Origin of the sequence: Paraburkholderia sp. OAS925 (assembly GCF_040543975.1) — a bacterium.
GTDB classification, from domain to species: domain Bacteria; phylum Pseudomonadota; class Gammaproteobacteria; order Burkholderiales; family Burkholderiaceae; genus Paraburkholderia; species Paraburkholderia graminis.
The window spans coordinates 1,904,348-1,922,858 of the sequence record NZ_JBEUNO010000002.1; the positions used below are offsets into that span (position 1 = coordinate 1,904,348).

An 18,511-nucleotide genomic window follows, 5' to 3' on the forward strand; every position below is an offset into this window, starting at 1 on the left:
CTGTGCTTTCGTTATGTTATCCCACAATATCGGATAACATTCAATTGGACGCAACCCTGATAGGTTGCCCAAGTATCTTGACAGAGGCTAGGCGGGACAATCGCGCCGACAGACTTTGCGGCGGCCGGGGGCGAGGAGTTGAACTGAATCCGACATTGCGGGACAATTGCTAGGTGCGGTGTCGGTGCCCGGGTGCGAACCAAGGGCGTTCAGGCCGGACGTCCGGAAAGCGCGCCGATTGTTCCCCGGTTGGATAACTAATGTGAGGTGCTTTGTGAGTGAGACACGAGTTGAAGAGTCGACCTTAGAGGAGGCAGTTGCGCGTTTTCTTGTCGGCTTCAGTTTGAAGGACGTCGATGCCGGTGCGCTGACGGCGGTGAAAGCATTGTTGAAGGATCAGCTTGCGTGTCAAATCGGAGCAGTGCGGCTGCCCTGGTCGCAAGATTTACGGAGTTCTCTGCGCAAGCCGCGGCCCGGCTCGTCCAGTGTCATTGCGGAATCTACGCGAATGGACGCCGCAGACGCAGCCTATCTGAACGCGTCATACGGACATGGGTTCGAATACGACGATGTGGCAAGTAACGGACATCCTGGCTGTAGCGTTGTGCCTACGGCAATCGCGATCGGCGAGGAAATCGGCGCTACGCTCGGACAGGTGGTCGAGGCTATTGTTGCCGGATACGAAGTCTACGCCCGCATTGGTCGATTGGCGGCGCCGGATCTGGTGAACGCAGGCTGGCATGCGCATGCGGTCCTTGGCAATTTCGGCTCTGCTGCGGCCGCCGCACGGATGCACGGACTCGACGCCGAACGCGCGTTACACACATTGGCCATTGCGCTAAGCCACGCCTCGGGTACGACGGAATACACCGCGAGCGGTGGGTCCATCAAACGCGTGCATGCTGGGATCGCTGCACGCAACGGTATCGAATCCGTAGGCCTTGCACGTGCGGGTATTACCGGACCGTCCCGCTATCTCACTGGCAGAAAGGGCTTCTTCCAAACTTTCATCCGCCGACCTGCGGTCGACGCCGACGCAATCGCTGCTTTCGAGCCCGGACAACGGCTGAGGATCAACGACGCTTGGCTGAAAGCGTACTGTTGTTGCGGTGCACATCACGGATACATTGAGGCGATGGAGCGCGTCCAACATCGGGCTGCTGAAATCGTAGCCGTGGATGCGTACGTTCAGACGATGACGGCTGCGCTCGGTGACAACCCACATGCTCAAACTCACGGTCCGCGCAACATCGAAGAACTGCAATTCAGTCTTGCGCTGCAGATGGCGCTGGCCGCTTTGGGCAAGGGCAATGGCAACGCGACACATCGCGCATTTCTCGAGGGCAAGTTATTCATCCCCGAGGATTCGGATGTCGTGCAGTTTGCGCGGCGCATTAAAGTTCAGCGCTCCGCGGAGCTTGACCGGCGTTACCCCTACAACTTCGTCGCAGAAGTCGCTGTGCATTACAGCGATGGTACGACCCAGAAAATATTCATCGAGTCTGCGAAAGGAATGCCTGGTAACCCATTCACGCCACAAGAACATCGCAGGAAGCTCGATGACCTGACACATGAGGTTATCGGTGTGGAGCGGGCGGAGGAACTGTTTGTTCTGATCGAGCAGTTGGATCCAAGCAGACCTGTGACAGACCTTACGGCTTTACTCCGTCGCGACTAGATTGTTCGCTGGCAGCCGCAGCGCAGCCACGATACTTCCTGTGCTACGGCGTGAACACTTTTAATTTCAGGTGAGGACTTCGACGTGATTTCGGCTGGTGACGGAGTAATCTTGCCGACGCTGCTCGGTAAGAAAATGCAGGTAGCGTTTGTTGTACGGCACTTGGAAGAGGCGTTGCACTTCTGGACGGCGACGATGAAAGTAGGGCCGTTTGTTGTGATTGAAGAATCGCTGGGGGACCGGCTGTTCGTGCATCGTGGCGTTCAAAGCCCGGTAGAGATGTCTATCGCGTATTCCTATCTTGGAGATGTACAGATCGAGGTCATCGCACAGAGGAACGCGGCGCCGTCGCCCTATAGGGAGTTTCTCGATAGCGGACGGGAAGGGCTTCATCATATTGCCTTTTGGCCTGATGAGTTCGAAGGAGCGTGTCAAAATCTGGAAGAAAAGGGTTTCAGGGAGGTCTCGTCGGTTCGTGCGGCTGACGGTGCGAAGAATCTCATCTATTACGATGGTCCTTTTCATCTCGGGGTCATGGTGGAGGTGCTCCCAATGACGCCGCTGCGCGAAAAATACTATGGCGGCATGAAGAGACTTGCCGAGACGTGGGACGGAAGCCGTCCGATTCGGACGTATTGCACTCGTTCAGACTACATGTCGTCCGAGGACTACAAGGTCTGACGGCGCTTCGTCTTTCGACGAACGTCCGTGAATCCCACGTCAACAGACATATCAATCAGTCTTTCTGTCGATAGTCTGACCAAAAGTGCATCGTGAAGTTATTGAGCCCACTTACCGCACTGCAATTGAGCGGAGGCGGGCTCTATGACACTCGGGGACGAGCAAGAGAGTGGTGGAGATCCCTCAGAGAACCGGAACTCGACGCAGAATCCTGATATGTTCATCTACGATCATCGGTTCGACAGCTTCAAGGTATTCGTTCCATTCCGAGTCCCGGCTTCTCGCGAGCCGGCGGGCTTCCAGGTCGGCGTAGTTGTCAAAGCCCCAAAGTTGAACAATTTGATTCAAGTGGCCGACTTCGCTTCTGTAGAGTGAGATTGGAGGGCACACGTGACGCTGTTGTATCTTCAACGCTTTTTGCCGTAGAACCCGCTGGAACTCGATAATCCTGCTTCGTTGAACTGTTGTCACGATGAATTCGACAACGGGCTTGCTTGCGGTGCTATCTACGAGTCCATCTTCATCTGGCAATGAAAGTCGTCGCAGAATGCTAGTTTCTTGCTTCGTTATCAGACCATCGGACGCTACCGCGTACTGAGGCCAGTCAGGGTCACCATTTCTCGCCTTTCTCCGTGCCTCCATGTCGCCCAAGTCGTCGTACTCCCAGAGATGCATGACTTCTTGCTGGGGCCCGATCTCGGTCACGTAGTAAGCAACCGGCGGACCGATATGTCGCAACTGGACGGGGACAACAATTTCCTTTGCGAGCCTCAGAAACTCCGGGACTCCTCCCTGTCGCATCGTGTAAATGCGTAGATCGACAATGGCTTTCCGTTTCATTCCACAAATCTCCTTCTCATTCTTCAACGCACCTGGAAGATCTTCGTCAATCAATTATCGGTGCGGTCTTTCTTGAAGTGAGCGATTTCTTCGAACATGCTTGGGAGCATTGAAGTCATGCCATGAAGATTGGTCAAGCTTACGATCTCCAGGGCCTCAAGGAGTTCGTCTTCTGTCGCGCCATGCTGCAGGGCCGTGCGCGTATGCAGGCGGACTCCGTATTCATAGAATGAGGCCGCGTTGAGGGAGATCATAACGAGTTCCTTGTATTTGCGCGGAATGCTATCCCTCGTAGTGACCACATGCATAAGCGACCCGTGAAGCTTTTCGAGCAGATCCGGGTCGCGCTCGGCTAGTATCCGCACCCACTCTCGGGCAACCCCACGATCTCCTTCTACAGATTCGAGAACCTCTCGTGACCTTTCGTTGGCCGATGGCATCTGTCAATCTCCTCTTTTGTCGTGTCTGTCGGAGCCGACAATCTGCTCAGAGTTTCAGCATAAGTCAGTCCGGATCATCCATTCGTCGCTGTCGTTCTCAACGGGCGATTGATTCAATTTCGACATGCCCGTTATCTAAGACAACCTCATTGCGCTCCGCCACGCGTGCTCTGAAGGATCCGTCGCGCCACGCCTCGACTTTGACGGTTTCGCCCGGGTACACGACAGCAGAAAACCGCAACTGAAGGGACCGCATGCGAAGAGGGTCGTCCGCTGCTAGAAGGCGCATCAACGCCTGAGTGGCAATGCCTGCCACACACATGCCGTGCAGAATCGGCCGAGGAAATCCGGCGCGAGCTGCCATCTCTGGGTCCGCATGCAATGCAAACAGGTCGCCATTTAGACGATAGAACAGAGCATGTTCTGGACGGGTTTGCACTTCCGCGGTCATTTCGGGCGCGCTATCAGGGATGACGTGCGCGGGTGGAAGCGACGACGAGTCTCCGCCGAAGCCACCCTGACCACGCAGGACGTGGACCTGTCTCAGCGTCGCGTAACGTTCACCGGTGTGCGCATCCACGACCTCTCGTTGGGATTGAACCATGGCATGTTTACCTTCGCCGCGGTCCACCAGTCTGGTCACCCGAGTTCTCCCGATGACCTCACCAGAAGCCGGAAGCGCATGATGCCACTCGATCTCTTGAGTTCCGTGCAAAACCCGTGTCGGATCAACGGTGGTATCAGGGTGCACCAGCCAAAAGCCGGGGTAGCCCAATACCAATGCCATCGACGGGAGCACGCGTTGTGCGTCGCCTCGATTTGGATCCACAAAGTCGAGGTGGCGCTGATCTAGCGGATTCTGCGCCATCCCTGTTGTTAAGGCATAGAACGCACTCTGGTGACTGGTGTAAGTTTGTCTGACTTCAGGTACGCGATAGCCCAGAAGTTTCTCCGCGTCGATAGGCATGTCACGGTTTCCCCGGGGATTCAAGCAGTGTGACCACACACGCGGCCTCTTCAAGCCCATGGAACCCGCCGCCGTTTTCGGCCAGGCCGATACGTGCGTTAGCCACCTGGCGTTCACCGGCTTCGCCGCGAAGCTGCGTCACGAGCTCGTGGATCTGAATTGCGCCAGTCGCGCCGATGGGATGTCCTTTCGACAAAAGACCGCCCGAAACATTGATCGGTAGCCGGCCGCCAAGGCGGGTGGCACCGCTCTCGACGAGAGGTCCGCCATCGCCGTATGGTGCGAAACCACAGTTTTCACTCTGGAGGATTTCGGCAAATGCTGACGCGTCATGCAATTCAGCGACTGATACATCCTCAGGGCCGAGACCAGCGAACTCGTACGCGCGCAATGCGGCATGTCGCGTAAGATGATGCTCGACTTGATCCGGCGTCCGGTTTGATCCACTACTGGCGCCAATCCCGCGAATCCGAATAGCGCGCTTCCGGTCGAAGCGCTGTAGAGCCTTTTCCGACACAACAATGATCGCTCCGGACCCATCGCTCATCGGCGCGCACATGGAGCGCGTCATGGGCCAAGAAATGAGCTTGTCCTGCAAGACCTCATCCGCCGTCATCGGCTCGCGATATTGAGCATTAGGGTTCCATTGGGAATGCCAGTGATTCTTGGCTGCGACTTCGGCGATCTGGCGCTGGGTCGTCCCGAACCGCGCCATGTGATAACGGGCCTGCGCAGCGTAGATGTCCATGAAAACCGATCGCTGGCCGCCGGCATCGCGTGCCTCCTCTGGAAGAGGCAGGCCATCACCCATTGCCAGTAGCTTCGCCATCTGTGCGTCGGCCAGTTCGCGGTCCCAACTCCCCTTGAACGCTTCGAACATCTCCTGATTCTTGTCACGGAAGTTCATCTTTTCCGTACCGACAACCAGGGCTACATCGTAGGTTCCCGATCTGACAGCGGCCCAAGCCTGCGCCAGACCCGAACTGGAGCTGGCGCACGCGTTGTCAGTGTTGAAGATGGGCAGGCGCTCGAATCCGTGAGCGCGCAGAGCGCACTGCCCACGAATATTGTGTTGTCCCTCCAGCACGCCCTGGCGCGTGTTGCAAAACCATGCAACTTCGATCGCGTCTTTGGCAATGCCTGCGTCGGCGAGAGCGAGGTCGACGGCTTGAGCGGTCAACTGCTTTACGCTTTTGTCCCAGTGTTTGCCAAGTGGGGTCATTCCAACGCCGACAATGTAGGCTTCACTCATCAATAGCTCCAAAGATTCACTTCGTCAAACTCAGATGGACCAGCTTGTGAGTTAGAACGCTGTCCGTCTCACTTGCGGGATAGGAATAGCCGGGAAACTGGTTTCCGCGGGTTGAATTCAGTATCGGCCGCCGCTGACGTGCAAGACGTCGCCACTCACATACGCGGCTCGCTCAGATGCGAGAAAGGCAACAACATCGGCCACGTCTTCGGGTTGGCCGAGCCGCGGGATAGGGGTAGTCTTCTCTGCGTTTTCCTTCACCTTTTCGTAATGCGCCAGTCTGCGTACGGCTTCTGTGTCGATAATGCCAGGTGCGACCGCATTGACGGTGATGAACGAACGTCCTGCTTCGAGCGACATCGCGCGAGTGAAGCCAATCACGCCTGCCTTCGCGGCGGAATAGTTAGCCTGCCCCGGATTCCCCAAGTGGGCACGCGACGAGATGTTGATAACGCGCCCCCAGCGCTGCTCGGTCATGTGAGGCATGACCGCGCGGGTGCAGAGAAATGCGCCCTTCAGAATGACGTCGACAACCGCGTCCCAGTCATCCACTTTCATCTTCGTGATGCGCATGTCTCGCGTGAAGCCAGCGTTGTTGACCAGAACGTGGACGCCGCCGAAATGTTCGACGACCCGACCAACCATCGCCGCGACAGCCGTCTCGTTTGTGACATCTGCGCCTAGCGCGAGAACGCGAGCGCCTGACTGCATTAGCGTTGACGCCTGAGCTTCTGCAGCTGATTCATCGATATCTACCAGTGCTACGGCGGCGCCCTCGTGGGCGAATCGGGCGGCGATTGCCGCTCCGAGGCCGTGTCCCGCGCCCGTGACAATTGCGACCTTGCCGTTCAATCCTAAGTCCATAATCGCCTCCTGTTGTGTTAATATAAACCACAATACGGGATTTGTTTATGATGCGCAATTGGGAAAAGTGGGCAATGATTGCCAGCCGGATCGGTGAGTGCGACCAAACTAGGTGAAAACACGCATTCGGCTGTTCGTTGACAGAAATCCAGCACTGTGGGATAAATTGACGAATCGCCGTTCCGATGAACTTTTAAAAAAGGCCCTGCGCTATGAAGTCACTAACCGCCCAAGCGGGTCGCTTTCTTGCCAACATTACTTACCAAAAGGTTCCTACAGAAGTATTGCCCACCGTGCGCGACGCTTTTACGGACACGATCGGGGTGATCATGGCGGGTATCGACCAGCCGATTTCGGCCATATTGAGGAAGACACTGGTAGAGCCAGCTGGCCGACAGGAATCGCGCGTCTGCCTGTCTTCACACTTGGTGGACGGTCCAGAAGCGGCTCTACTCGGGGGAGCAATTGCTCACTGTCTCGATTACGGCGCGCAATCATTGTCGGGACATCCCGCAGGTGTTTTGGTGCCAGCCATCCTTGCGGAGGGCGAAGTGCTGGGTTCAACCGGAAAGGAGATGACCACGGCATTCGTTGCAGGCTATGAAGTCTGGTGCGAGATGTGGCGCCGCAACAGGCACTATCACAAGGCTGGCTGGCACCCGACTTCCATTTTTGGTGCGCTTGCGTCTGCCGCAGCGTGCTCCGTGCTCCGTCGCCTGCCGGCGAACAAAGCCTCCATGGCGCTGGCTATTGCCGCCAGTCATTCGGGCGGTCTCTTCTCAAATTTCGGTTCGATGACGAAGGGTTACCACTCGGGCATGGCTTCGCGCAACGGTGTGGTCGCGGCTCGTCTCGCGGACGCTGGTATGACAGGCGGCCCCGATGCGTTTGAGAACGAACAGGGATTCCTGACGGCATTTTCCTCTAACGGCACGCCGGATCGTGAGTCGCCGTCCAAGCTTGGCGAGGAGTGGTATCTGCCAAAGCACAAGTTGCAGTTCAAGATGCACCCAACGTGCTTCTTCGAGCATCGTTCGTTTCACGCGACTCTGAAAATGCTCAACGGTCGTCGAGTCGACCCGAACGAAATCGAGTCTGTCGAAGTTGAAATGGGCCGGAACCAGGTAACAGTGCTCGTTCATCACAATCCGCAAGACCGATTCCAGGCGCAGTTCAGCGGAGAGTACGCTATCGCCGCGGCCGTCATTCTCGGCAAGCTTGGTGTCGCTGAAACGGCCGATGAAGTCGTTCAACGCCCCGACATGCAGGCGTTCTTCTCGAAGGTCAAGCTAAAGCCGGTGGACGAGGTTGATCCACGCGACCCGGTGTTCTCGCCGACCGAGTCGGTCACGATGACGTTGAAAAGTGGCGAGGTTCTTAAGAGCGGTCCGATCTCTACGATTCCAGGATATGCCGGTGAACCTCTCACGACGGAGGAACTCTGGGGCAAGTTTGCTGAGTGCACAGAAAAGACCCACAACGAAACGCAAGCACGTGAGTTGTTTGAACTGCTGCAAAAAATCGATTCGTTGGACTCTGCCAAGCAGTTGCCAACCTGCGCGTCGATCTTTAACGAGTGATATCCATCCCGCTGCCCCGACCAGCGGTTGGCAGCACTGACTAGCGAAACGAGAACGAAATCATGGGACAAATTACGGTATCGGCAGCCATTGCGCGACTGCTTGAACAGATGGGAACGGAGTTCGTCTTCGGCCTCAATGGACATGGTAACTGGGGACTGCTCGATGCACTGGTCTACGAGACCAAGATCGAATGTATCAGCGCTCGAATGGAAGACCAGGCGGTGGAATTGGCGGACGGTTATTGGCGCTTCAAACGAGGCGGCCCGCTCCCAATTGTGACCACGAGCGTGGGTCCCGGCAACGCCAATATCATGCCCGCGATCGCGACGGCATTCTACGAATCCATCGCAATGCTCGCGCTTGTCGGCGTCGGTGCGACGCATTGGTTCGACCGAGGTGGTATTGAGGAGGCCTATCGGGAAGGGCCCGAGGATTTCGCCGGAGCCATCCGGCCCATATGCAAGAAGGCGGTCATGGCGACACGACCGGACACCTGCATCGACATGTTCCTGCGCGCGTATAAGACGGCTTTGACGGGGCGCCCTGGGCCGGTGGTTATGGCGATCCCGTTTGACATCCAGCACGCGTTGATCGATGAGGATAGCCTGCCGGATCCGCGTCCTTATATGCGCATCCGCCGTCCCGGCCCGGATATTGATGGTGTGGCGGAAGCGATTGGCATGCTGAAAAAGGCCAAGCGACCGCTGGTGGTATTTGGTAGCGGTATCGCCAACAGTGGCGCGCACCAAGCGCTCCTCGATTTCGCAGAATCGACGGGGACGCCGGTCGTTGCGACCTCTGCAGGCAAGGCAGCATTCCCTGAAAAGCATCGGCTTTCGGCGGGCGTCATGGGTCGAGCCGGAACCCTGCATGGCAACCACATGGCGCGTCGATCCGACCTCATTATCGGGATCGGGACTCACTTCACGGACATTGATACTGGCGGCTGGACATTGTTTGACATCCCCGGCAATGCCAAGCTGATTCACGTCGACATCGACGAGAACGAATTGGGGCGTGCTTATCCGACCGATGTAGCCTTGAACTCTGACGCGCGTCTCGCGCTGGAAGCCTTCACCAAAGCGGCGAAGGACGCTGGGATTAAGGAGAACGTAGACTGGACAGCAGAACTCGACAAGGAGCGTGATGCCTTTAACGAGGCGGTCAAGCCGCTGCGTACATCGAACATCTCGCCGCTCCACTATGCGCGCGTCTGCGAAGATGTGAGTCAGGTCATCGAAGAAAAATGTCCTGAAATGTCAGTATTCTTCGATACTGGCCACATGCTCAGCTACGGTCCGCCGTTCGTGCGTGCCTCATCGCGTAACGTCTATCACAGCAGCTTTATGCATCGCATGGGTTGGAGCGCATCAGCGGCGATTGGGGCAAGTTTGGCTAGCGGCGGCAAGCCGGCGGTTGCGCTTTTGGGCGACGGCGCTTTTATCATGCGCTCCACGGTCATGCTCACGGCTGTTGAGCAGAAGCTCCCGGTGATTGCAGTGGTCTTCGACAACAAGTCGCTGCAGATTGAGCGTGAAGCTATGTTCAAGATTTACGGCCGCGAATCGCTCTGCGACTACCGCAAGAAGGGCGAGAGCGAACTGTGGGGGCCGGATTTTGCCAAGATGGCAGAAGGCATGGGCTGCGTCGGGGTGCGCGTCAACAAAGCCGAGGAATTCAAGGCTGCATTCGAGGCAGCCCTAGCGAGCGGCCAGCCTACTGTGATCAGTGTTGCGACCGAAATCGAGACACCTCAGTATCGGTCGGCTTGGTACCCGTATCCGAAGGATTTTAACGATACGTGGAAGCCGGGTCCTATCGCGGGTCAGGAAAACCATGGTTTCGTGATGCCCACCTTCACCAAGCCGGAACAGTGAGGAGGTTGCTATGAGCGGGTTTGTCTTGAAAGATTCCAGTTTGCTGCGTACGCAAGCTTACGTAGACGGTCAATGGATCGACGGGGACGAAGGTAAGACTGTTCCGGTGACCAATCCTGCCACTGGCGGGATCGTCGGCACCGTTCCAAATCTGGCTGCCGCGGAGACGCGTCGGGCGATCGAAGCGGCCAACGTCGCGTTCCGGGCTTGGCGTGGCATGTTAGCGAAGGAGCGCGGTCGCTTGCTGCGCAAATGGTTCGATTTGATCATCGAGAACCAAGAAGACCTCGCTGCGATTCTTACCGCGGAGCAGGGCAAACCTCTCAAGGAGGCGCGATCCGAGGTAGTCAACGGGGCCGCATTCATAGAGTGGTTCGCAGAAGAAGGGCGTCGGGTGTACGGTGAGACGATTCCAGCGCCTGCGGCGGATAGGCGGGTCGTAGTCGTAAAGCAGCCAGTCGGCGTGTGCGCTGCAATCACGCCCTGGAACTTTCCAAATACGATCATCACGCGAAAGGCGGGAGCCGCGTTAGCTGCTGGATGCACGATGGTTTTGCGGCCGGCAAACAATACGCCATTTTCCGCACTCGCCCTTGCAGAACTGTCTGCGCGAGCGGGCATTCCGCCAGGAGTTTTCAACGTCATTACAGGATCAGCCGAGCCGATTGGGCGCGAACTGACCACCAACCCGATTGTACGGAAGCTTACGTTCACAGGGTCGACAGGGATCGGTCGGAAGCTCATGGAGCAGTGCGCTGGCACGATTAAGAAAGTGTCTCTCGAGCTTGGCGGGAATGCCCCGTTCATCATCTTCGAAGATGCTGACATCGACGCAGCAGTCGACGGCGCAGTTGCCTCCAAGTTTCGCAACGTCGGTCAAGCTTGTGTCGGCGCCAATCGTTTCTATGTTCACGCCAGTGTGTACGACGAGTTCGCGCAAAAGCTGGTTTCGAAGGTACAAGCGCTGAGGATTGGCGATGGCGCTGAAAATGGCGTGACCGTTGGCCCGCTCATCGACGTTCGTGCCGTCGAAAAGGTAGAGGAGCACATCGCTGATGCGACTGCGAAGGGCGGGCGCGTGCTGGTCGGGGGGCGGCGTCATGCCCTCGGAGGTTCGTTCTTCGAGCCTACTGTGATCGCCGATGCCAACGCCAGCATGAAGGTTGCCAAAGAAGAGACGTTCGGTCCGCTGGCGCCGCTGTTCCGTTTCACTGATGAGCGCGAACTGATCGAAGCTGCGAACGATACTGAATTTGGGCTCGCGTCCTACCTGTATAGCCGCGACGTTGCGCGGATCTGGCGGGTCGCCGAGGCGTTGGAGGCAGGAATGGTAGGCGTGAACGTAGGCCTCATGGCCAATGAGGCCGTCCCTTTCGGTGGAATCAAAGAATCAGGCGTTGGACGGGAAGGATCTCATTACGGAATCGAAGACTACCTTGATGTGAAGTATATCTGCCTTGGCGGCATGCAGGCCTAGGAGATGGCTCATACAGCTTGCCTCACGACCGAGAAAGACGGCCAGGGGCAAGCGTCTACGATCTATTCAACTTTTGCGCGCTTGCCGACACACTGCGCGGGCGCAGCTTCATGCACCCGTCGCGGCAAAGGTAAGCGCCCGTATTAGACACCGAGGCTTATCGTGAGCGAGCATGATCGTAAGTTGTTTGAGGCTCTTTTCATTCCGCGCACCATCGCGTTGATTGGTGCCTCCGGAGATGCAAAGAAGCACACCGCACGTCCGCAGAGGAGTCTGCGAACGCATGGCTATCCGGGACGCGTGATTCCAATTAACCCGCGGTACGACGAGATTTTCGGGGAGCGAGCCTATCCCACACTGCGCGACGTGCCGGGCACAATCGACCAGGCCTTCATCATGGTTCCGGCGGATGCAGTGGCTGACGCCGTTGCACAGTGCGCGGAGCGCAATGTGCCCATCGCGACAATCTACACTGATGGTTTCGCCGAAGCGGGAGAGGAGGGGCAGCATCGACAGGCCGAACTTCTGCGGCTGGCGAATGAGTCAGGAGTGCGTCTCCTTGGGCCGAATTGCAGTGGTATCTACAGCAGTACCCCTTCCTGTGCGCTGACGGTTAACGCTGCGCTCGAGAGACTGGACATTACGCCCGGTCCCCTTGCTGTCATTTCACAATCGGGGAGCATGACCGGTGGCCTGATCTCGCGAGGACTTGGTCGTGGGGTAGGCTTCTCGCGTGTCGTTTCGATCGGGAACGAATGCGATCTTTCCGTGGGTGAGATTTCCGACTGGCTCGTAGATGATCCGGAGACCGGAGCAATCCTGTTGTTCCTTGAGACAATTCGCGATGCACCGCGGCTAGCGCTCGCCGCGCGACGCGCGGTGGCGGCGGGCAAGCCGGTGATTGTCTACAAGTTAGGTCGGTCCGAAGTCGGCCGCGACCTTGCGGCGTCGCATACAGGAGCGATGGCGGGCGCAGACGAGGTCGCAGACGCATTCTTCCGAGCCAATGGAATTCTGCGTGTGGACAGCCTCGAGTCGCTGTTCGAACTGCCGGTCATGTTGTCCGGGCAGCGCCCGAGCGCACGTCATCGCGTCGCGGTCATGACAACTACGGGCGGAGGGGCAGCTACCGTTGCCGATCGCCTTGGTACGCTGGGGGTGGACGTCGTATCGCCTAGCGAAACTGTGGTGGAGAACCTCGCAAAGAAGGGTATCAAGATCAACCGCAACCGGCTCACGGATCTCACACACGCCGGCACCAAGGAGGAAGTCTACGGTGCAGTGGTGAGCGAAATGCTGGCGTCGGATCATTGTGACCTGGTGCTCGCGATCGCTGGTAGTTCGGCCCAGTTTCAACCCGAAATTTCTGTTGGTCCTGTCACGCGTGCGGACCGTCATGGCAAGCCGCTGGCTATGTTCATTGCTCCGCATGCCGAAACGGCCTTGAAGCAACTTGCTGATGCGGGGGTAGCCGGATTCCGCACCCCGGAGGCGTGTGCGGATGCGATCCGAGCGTGGTCTCAATGGACGTCCCCTGTTGATGTCGCCGCGCCACCTGTCGCACAACTCGCCGCGGTTTCGGCATCCGTTTCAGAGTTGCGAGGCCAAAAGATGAATGAAACCCAAGCCTGCGCCGTATTCTCTGCGCTTGGGGTGCCGTCAGCGCAGAGCGAAATCATCCATGACCCTCGAGATGAAGTCAGTCTGGGATTTCCTGTCGTAGCAAAGGTCCTGTCCGCAGATATTCCCCACAAGACCGATGCGGGCGGAGTCGTGTTGAACATCAAGGACGCTTCTGAGCTTTCGAGGGCGGCCCAATCGATTCTTACGCGCGTGAATGAGCGGCATCCTGATGTCTTGATCGATGGCATTCTCGTTCAACGCATGGAGAAGGGCCTGGCTGAAGTGATTCTGGGATACCGTTGCGATCCTCAGGTTGGTCCCGTCGTTGTATTGGGAGTGGGTGGCGTACTCGCGGAAATCTACGAAGACATTTCGGTTCGTATGGCGCCGGTCGGGCTCGAAGAAGCGAGAAGGATGATCGACGAGGTAAAGGGTTTGGCAATCATTCGTGGCTACCGAGGGCTGCCCAAAGGCGATTGCGAGGCTCTGGCGGCAGCCATCACTGCCATGTCGCAGCTCGCCCGGCTACCAGAACAGGATGTAAGTGAAGCAGAAATTAACCCGTTGCTGGTTCGACGCGAAGGAGAGGGTGTTGTCGCTGTTGATGGGCTCATAGTTCTGCGCGCGCGCGAGACATAAGCGATACTTCAATAAACTAGCAGACGCCGGGATGGAGCTACTCGGAAAGACCTGAGCGTGGCCCTCCCGGCTTCGTCGCAGATGGAGCATAACGATGGAATCTCTCTGGACAATTACCAATGGCGAAGCCGCGCCGAACTTGCTGGGGGAGCGGATGCAGCTTTCATTTGTCGTGCCAAATCTTCAAGAAGCGCTGAAATTCTGGACAGAAACCGTCAGGGTCGGCCCATTTATCGTGATAGAAGATCTCGGTGATCGGCACTTCTTCTATCGCGGCAAGGAGAGTCCGGTCAAGATTCTGATTGGATTTTCATACATAGGAGACACGCAGATTGAGCTCATTGAGCAAATTAATTCTGCGGCGTCACCCTACACAGACTTTCTCGACGGAGGCCGTCAGGGTCTGCATCACATTGGATTCTGGCCAGATGACTGTGAAAAAGCACGGCTCGAGCTGGACCGATGTGGATTCGAAGAGGTGCTGGTCATTCAGGCCTCCGACGGAGGCAACAAGGTCACCTATCACAATGGGCCCGCACACATCGGGGCAATGTTTGAAATAGCGCCGATGACTCCCGAGCGTGCCAAACATTTCGCTGGGCTGAAGGCACTCGCCGATAACTGGGACGGAACTCGCCCAGTGCGATGGTTTCGCACGCGCGCAGAGTACATGGCCTCTGAAGACTGTAAGTCCTGAACTGTCTGTCTGAGCTTTTGCAACTCTTTGTGCGTTCGCCGCTTTCTTCGAACGCATCGCGTCCTCGGTACGTGACAAAGTCCGCTGTACAGTAGACAGCCAAATACTGTCCGCCTGTCGGTATCCGGGACGCGGAGGCTGAAAGCAACACTCATGGAGGGGGCGCACCCCCCGGCCAGCAGGCTATAGCGCCGCCGCCGGGATTTGAGCGCAGACCTCACGAGTCAGCGAAGTTGGTTCGACGATATTCGCCCGCAAGATGATTGCAATCGTGGCGGCCACGAATGGCGATCGTCAATCCCGTGCGTCGACGGTCCGGTAGGCGAGCGCAGGATCCTGCTGAACTCCTGGCAACCCGTTGACCTTACCTACAAGATAGAACGCGATCGCGCTGAGCAATGCAGGCACAGCCAGAACCATGCACATTGCTCCGAGCGGAAGCCTCAGTTCAAGCATGACGCCGCCGACCAAGGGGCCGAGCATTGAACCAAATCGACCAAGTCCGAAAGCCCAACCGAGCCCAGTCGTTCTCAATTCCGCAGGGTAGGCAAGGCTGACCAAAGCATTTCCGGCGAGAATGCCGCCAATTGAGCCTGCACCAACAACGAACAGTATGGGAGCGACTATCGTTGCGTTGGCGTACGCGAGCGACACCAAGCTCAGCGCGGACACCACGAAGTACATACAAGTGATTACCGGAACGGACCGTTTCATGCTGAGATAGGCAAATAGCAAACCAGCGATGAACCCACCAGCGGGGTACACGGCTCCACCCATCAGTGACTGGTTGATCGACATTCCAGCGGCGTTCAAAAGGACTGGAATCCAGCTAAAGAGGAAGTAGTAGACCAGGTATGCTGTAATGAAGCCAGTCCAGAGAAGGATCGTCATTCGCGCCCGGCCGCCGGCAAACAACTGCCTGAAAGGGGCGTGCTGGTCAGGTGAAGCTGTTACAAATTTCGCGTCTGCTGGGAGGGTGAACGATGGGGCGATACGGCGAACCGCTATCAGCACTCGTGCACGCGACGCACCTTCTTGTACAAGTCGTCGCAAGGATTCCGGCACAAATGGCGCGGCAACGGTCGTCAAGATTACTGGGAACGCCGCACCGATGTAGAACATCCACCGCCAGCCGAGATGTTGAATTACTGGAGCGGCAATGAAACCAGCCAACGAGGCGCCGAACGCGAAACCTAGTGCTACGATGACTAGCATGGCTGCGCGCCGCCGCAGTGGCGTATGCTCTGCTACGATCGATAGCGCAATAGGGTAGATTCCGCCGACGGGGAGCGCCGCCAGGAATTGAAAGATCGCAAGCCAAAGAACAGAACTCACAACCGTCTTGGCTAGCGTTAAAAATCCGAAAAGAAGCATGCTCGTAAAGAGAACGCGCCTGCTCCCGATGCGCGTTGCGAGCATACCAAAGAGGATTGCACCGAAAGCCAAACCTGCAACGTTGGCCGTAAATACCGAGGTGAACGCGACGCGGGGGACTTTCCATTCGGCAATGATCGATGGCGCAACGTATGCTATCGAGTACGCGTCGTAACTATCGACGATGAGCACGAGGAAGCTGAAGGCGAGCATCCAGATCTGGAACGCCGTCATCTGCTGCTCATCAACTATCTTTTCGATCTGGACGGTATTTGCCATATTGACATCTGAGGTTGGGTTATCGGTTTTTGATCACTGACTGACGTGCACCGGACCTTTGCCCGGTCGGTTATCTGTCTGGGATTCCGCCTCCACAGCATCGCGTAGATGAACGTTCTGGGTTTCAGGCGTAAACCGAATAACGATGAGTGCCAGAGCCGCAATCGCAATGACGTAATAAGATGGTGCGGTCGGTGTGCCTACGGTGGTGACGAGTGTTTGAAAGACGATCGGCGCAGTACCACCGAAAATCGCATAAGCCATGTTGTAGGAAATGGCGTGTCCCGTGTAACGTACAGATGTTGGCAGCAGTTCCAAAACTGCAACAAAGCCGCCAGCACCGAACATAGCATGACCGATAGCGATGAGTGCCTGGCCAGCGAACGCCGACCACACCGTTCCTGAGGATACGAGGCTCATTGCGGGGTAGGCGGTCAATACCAACCAGAACCCACCACACACCATCATGGCCTTGCGCCCAATGCGATCGGAGAGTGCCCCGAAGCAAGGGAGGGCAATGACTAGCAACAGGACCGCGGCGATATTCGTCTTCATGGCTGTGCTGGCACTCAACTTACTGACCTGCGTGAGGTACGAATACATATAACTCACCAGCAGTGGACCAGACACCGCCTGTACGGCAATCAGGATCGTGCTTACGAGTGTTGTTGAAGCCTTGATCCGGTGGCGAGGACCAACGCCTCGAATTCGTTGAAAAGCGGCAAGAGCAAATTCATCAGAATCTTGCAGGCTTCGGCGAAGCCAGAGTCCGACCAGTGACAGCAGACCACCGCAAAGGAAAGGCAGGCGCCAACCCCATTCAAAGTAGTCGTCCGATCCGATCACGGCTTTCACAAGAAGGATGGTTAAGCTGACCAGAACAGCGGGCAGGACTGCCGCACAAATGCCAAAAGAGACCCAAAGCCCACGACGATGTTTTGGTGCGCACTCAATGACATAAGTGAATCCTCCGCTCGTTTCTCCACCTGCAGAGAATCCTTGGAGAACGCGACAGGCGAGTAGCATCACCGGCGCAGCAATTCCAACCTGTTCATAATAGGGCAGTAGACCGGTACCAAACGTTGCCCCGCCCATGAGCAACACCGTTGTACTGAGTGTGTTTACGCGCCCAATTCGGTCTCCCACGACCCCGAAGACGATGCCGCCTAACGGACGAGCGAAGTACGAGATCGCATAAATTGCGAAGGTTCCAAGGAGCGCCGCAGTAGGAACTGATTTGGGAAAAAAATGCGCCGCGAGAACCGGAGCTGAAAGTCCGTAAATGACGAAGTCATACCATTCAACGAAGGTTCCGATAACCCCACCTGCGAGACTTCGGCGGTTAGCACGGTGCATGTTCTGCCTCCAACAGTTTGATCTTTTTATAAGGCGCGGACCGACCGTCTCCGCAGCAGGCTTAACGTGTTCTAAAGGTGTGGTTGCGTTCGCCTGCGCTAATAGACGACAGGACAGCTAGATTTGCATGCTTAGGGTCCGAGGCATCGGAGGAAAGACGTTCCACGAGCCGTCATCATGTCGGAAGAAGACGATGGCTAATGGGTCTTCCTGCTTCAAAATGCCGATACGGACAAAGCGCTTCCGCGAAAGGGTGCGGCCGAACTCAAGGACCTGGAAGCTAGCCTCAGCTTTATATCCGAACCACTTCTGAACAGAAGTGCGGAGCGATCTCTCGCATGCGTTCATTGCCATCTCCACTGACGTTGTGCTCAAGAATGCCTACAGAGCTTTCCGCGCCGGATCACGCCCATATTCCGAGGCACCGGGCGCTCAACCGAGCGGAAAGTCGAAAGGTAGTAAACTTATCTCGTATGGTGGCATTAACTTACGAGATACGCAAGGTTGGATTTTGGAGGCTCTCGCCACAGATGAGAGGCCGATCGTTCGTGCCATGAAACACGATGACGTGCAGCTGCATCGCGGTAGAGAGCGCTCGCAACGATGGGGGCCACGGATGCTGGACACGGCGGCGTCCGGATTGCCTCGCGCATGATCGCTGGAACAGCTGGGACAGGGCCTGCATCGGCGACGCCGGCGGCATATCGAGAGATGGGACGAAATCGGCGTCGGCGCCGGTGTGCGTTGAGACCCGCGTCCATTTCAAGGGACTCGGGCATTGCGTAGTGACCTTCGGTCTGAAGATGTCTCAATCTGCCTGGCAGATTGTATTTCCGGGGCGAACGGCCGCCGCGGAGCATGTGAGACGCCGGAACAGTCGCGTT

The 18,511-nt window shown here is 57.0% G+C and carries 14 protein-coding genes; 7 read left to right on the forward strand and 7 right to left on the reverse strand.

Annotation, left to right across the window (positions count from 1 at the left end; all coding sequences use genetic code 11):
* Positions 1-274: 274 nt before the first annotated feature.
* Both ABIE53_RS27330 and ABIE53_RS27335 read left to right on the forward strand, forming a co-directional pair.
* On the forward strand, positions 275-1,678 hold the full coding sequence (locus ABIE53_RS27330; protein WP_310076517.1) for an MmgE/PrpD family protein: 1,404 nt from the start codon (positions 275-277) through the stop codon (positions 1,676-1,678).
* A 111-nt stretch (positions 1,679-1,789) separates the two neighbouring features.
* Complete coding sequence (locus ABIE53_RS27335) at positions 1,790-2,359, forward strand: VOC family protein (RefSeq protein WP_192699173.1); 570 nt, start codon at positions 1,790-1,792, stop codon at positions 2,357-2,359.
* Positions 2,360-2,542: 183 nt separating this feature from the next.
* On the opposite strand, the gene ABIE53_RS27340 is transcribed toward ABIE53_RS27335, so the two are convergent.
* From ABIE53_RS27340 to ABIE53_RS27360, 5 genes are all read right to left on the reverse strand, one after another.
* Positions 2,543-3,253 carry an NIPSNAP family protein gene (locus ABIE53_RS27340; protein ID WP_376916396.1) on the reverse strand — a complete coding sequence of 237 codons (711 nt, stop codon included), beginning with the start codon at positions 3,251-3,253 and terminating at the stop codon, positions 2,543-2,545.
* A complete protein-coding gene (locus tag ABIE53_RS27345) occupies positions 3,250-3,639 on the reverse strand; it encodes a carboxymuconolactone decarboxylase family protein (protein WP_192699171.1) in 390 nt (129 codons plus the stop codon). Before ABIE53_RS27345 ends, ABIE53_RS27340 begins: the two co-directional genes overlap by 4 nt.
* A 97-nt stretch (positions 3,640-3,736) precedes the next feature.
* On the reverse strand, positions 3,737-4,606 hold the full coding sequence (locus tag ABIE53_RS27350; protein ID WP_192699170.1) for a MaoC/PaaZ C-terminal domain-containing protein: 870 nt from the start codon (positions 4,604-4,606) through the stop codon (positions 3,737-3,739).
* A gap of 1 nt (position 4,607) precedes the next feature.
* Positions 4,608-5,858, reverse strand: a complete 1,251-nt coding sequence (locus ABIE53_RS27355) for a thiolase family protein (RefSeq protein ID WP_192699169.1) — start codon at positions 5,856-5,858, stop codon at positions 4,608-4,610.
* A 117-nt stretch (positions 5,859-5,975) separates the two neighbouring features.
* Positions 5,976-6,722 (reverse strand): SDR family oxidoreductase, encoded by a 747-nt coding sequence (locus tag ABIE53_RS27360; protein WP_192699168.1) that lies wholly within the window; start codon positions 6,720-6,722, stop codon positions 5,976-5,978.
* A 212-nt stretch (positions 6,723-6,934) separates the two neighbouring features.
* Here ABIE53_RS27360 and ABIE53_RS27365 point away from each other — a divergent pair, with 212 nt between their 5' ends.
* The 5 genes from ABIE53_RS27365 to ABIE53_RS27385 all read left to right on the forward strand — a co-directional run bounded on the left by ABIE53_RS27365 (position 6,935) and on the right by ABIE53_RS27385 (position 14,618).
* Positions 6,935-8,302 (forward strand): MmgE/PrpD family protein, encoded by a 1,368-nt coding sequence (locus ABIE53_RS27365; RefSeq protein WP_192699167.1) that lies wholly within the window; start codon positions 6,935-6,937, stop codon positions 8,300-8,302.
* A gap of 62 nt (positions 8,303-8,364) precedes the next feature.
* Entirely contained in the window at positions 8,365-10,182 is a 1,818-nt protein-coding gene (locus ABIE53_RS27370) for a thiamine pyrophosphate-binding protein (RefSeq protein WP_192699166.1), read from the forward strand.
* Positions 10,183-10,192: 10 nt separating this feature from the next.
* Positions 10,193-11,659: an NAD-dependent succinate-semialdehyde dehydrogenase gene (locus ABIE53_RS27375; protein ID WP_192699165.1), complete on the forward strand. Its 1,467-nt coding sequence runs from the start codon at positions 10,193-10,195 to the stop codon at positions 11,657-11,659.
* Between the two features lie 162 nt (positions 11,660-11,821).
* The gene (locus tag ABIE53_RS27380) at positions 11,822-13,921 is read left to right on the forward strand and encodes an acetate--CoA ligase family protein (protein ID WP_310076518.1); all 2,100 of its coding nucleotides are present in this window, start codon (positions 11,822-11,824) and stop codon (positions 13,919-13,921) included.
* 94 nt (positions 13,922-14,015) lie between these two features.
* The gene (locus ABIE53_RS27385) at positions 14,016-14,618 is read left to right on the forward strand and encodes a VOC family protein (protein WP_192699164.1); all 603 of its coding nucleotides are present in this window, start codon (positions 14,016-14,018) and stop codon (positions 14,616-14,618) included.
* A 294-nt stretch (positions 14,619-14,912) separates the two neighbouring features.
* Here the strand turns inward: ABIE53_RS27385 and ABIE53_RS27390 are convergent, their stop codons facing one another.
* Positions 14,913-16,271, reverse strand: a complete 1,359-nt coding sequence (locus ABIE53_RS27390) for an MFS transporter (protein WP_192699163.1) — start codon at positions 16,269-16,271, stop codon at positions 14,913-14,915.
* 33 nt (positions 16,272-16,304) lie between these two features.
* Complete coding sequence (locus tag ABIE53_RS27395; protein ID WP_192699162.1) at positions 16,305-17,627, reverse strand: MFS transporter; 1,323 nt, start codon at positions 17,625-17,627, stop codon at positions 16,305-16,307.
* Positions 17,628-18,511 lie beyond the last annotated feature (884 nt).

What these genes read in the sequence shown, in the direction of transcription:
- ABIE53_RS27345 (WP_192699171.1), bottom strand. Translation starts at nt 3,639, where the DNA reads ATGCCATCGGCCAACGAAAGGTCACGAGAGGTTCTCGAATCTGTAGAA.
- ABIE53_RS27350 (WP_192699170.1), bottom strand. Translation starts at nt 4,606, where the DNA reads ATGCCTATCGACGCGGAGAAACTTCTGGGCTATCGCGTACCTGAAGTC.
- ABIE53_RS27355 (WP_192699169.1), bottom strand. Translation starts at nt 5,858, where the DNA reads ATGAGTGAAGCCTACATTGTCGGCGTTGGAATGACCCCACTTGGCAAA.
- ABIE53_RS27360 (WP_192699168.1), bottom strand. Translation starts at nt 6,722, where the DNA reads ATGGACTTAGGATTGAACGGCAAGGTCGCAATTGTCACGGGCGCGGGA.
- ABIE53_RS27365 (WP_192699167.1), top strand. Translation starts at nt 6,935, where the DNA reads ATGAAGTCACTAACCGCCCAAGCGGGTCGCTTTCTTGCCAACATTACT.
- ABIE53_RS27370 (WP_192699166.1), top strand. Translation starts at nt 8,365, where the DNA reads ATGGGACAAATTACGGTATCGGCAGCCATTGCGCGACTGCTTGAACAG.
- ABIE53_RS27375 (WP_192699165.1), top strand. Translation starts at nt 10,193, where the DNA reads ATGAGCGGGTTTGTCTTGAAAGATTCCAGTTTGCTGCGTACGCAAGCT.
- ABIE53_RS27385 (WP_192699164.1), top strand. Translation starts at nt 14,016, where the DNA reads ATGGAATCTCTCTGGACAATTACCAATGGCGAAGCCGCGCCGAACTTG.
- ABIE53_RS27390 (WP_192699163.1), bottom strand. Translation starts at nt 16,271, where the DNA reads ATGGCAAATACCGTCCAGATCGAAAAGATAGTTGATGAGCAGCAGATG.
- ABIE53_RS27395 (WP_192699162.1), bottom strand. Translation starts at nt 17,627, where the DNA reads ATGCACCGTGCTAACCGCCGAAGTCTCGCAGGTGGGGTTATCGGAACC.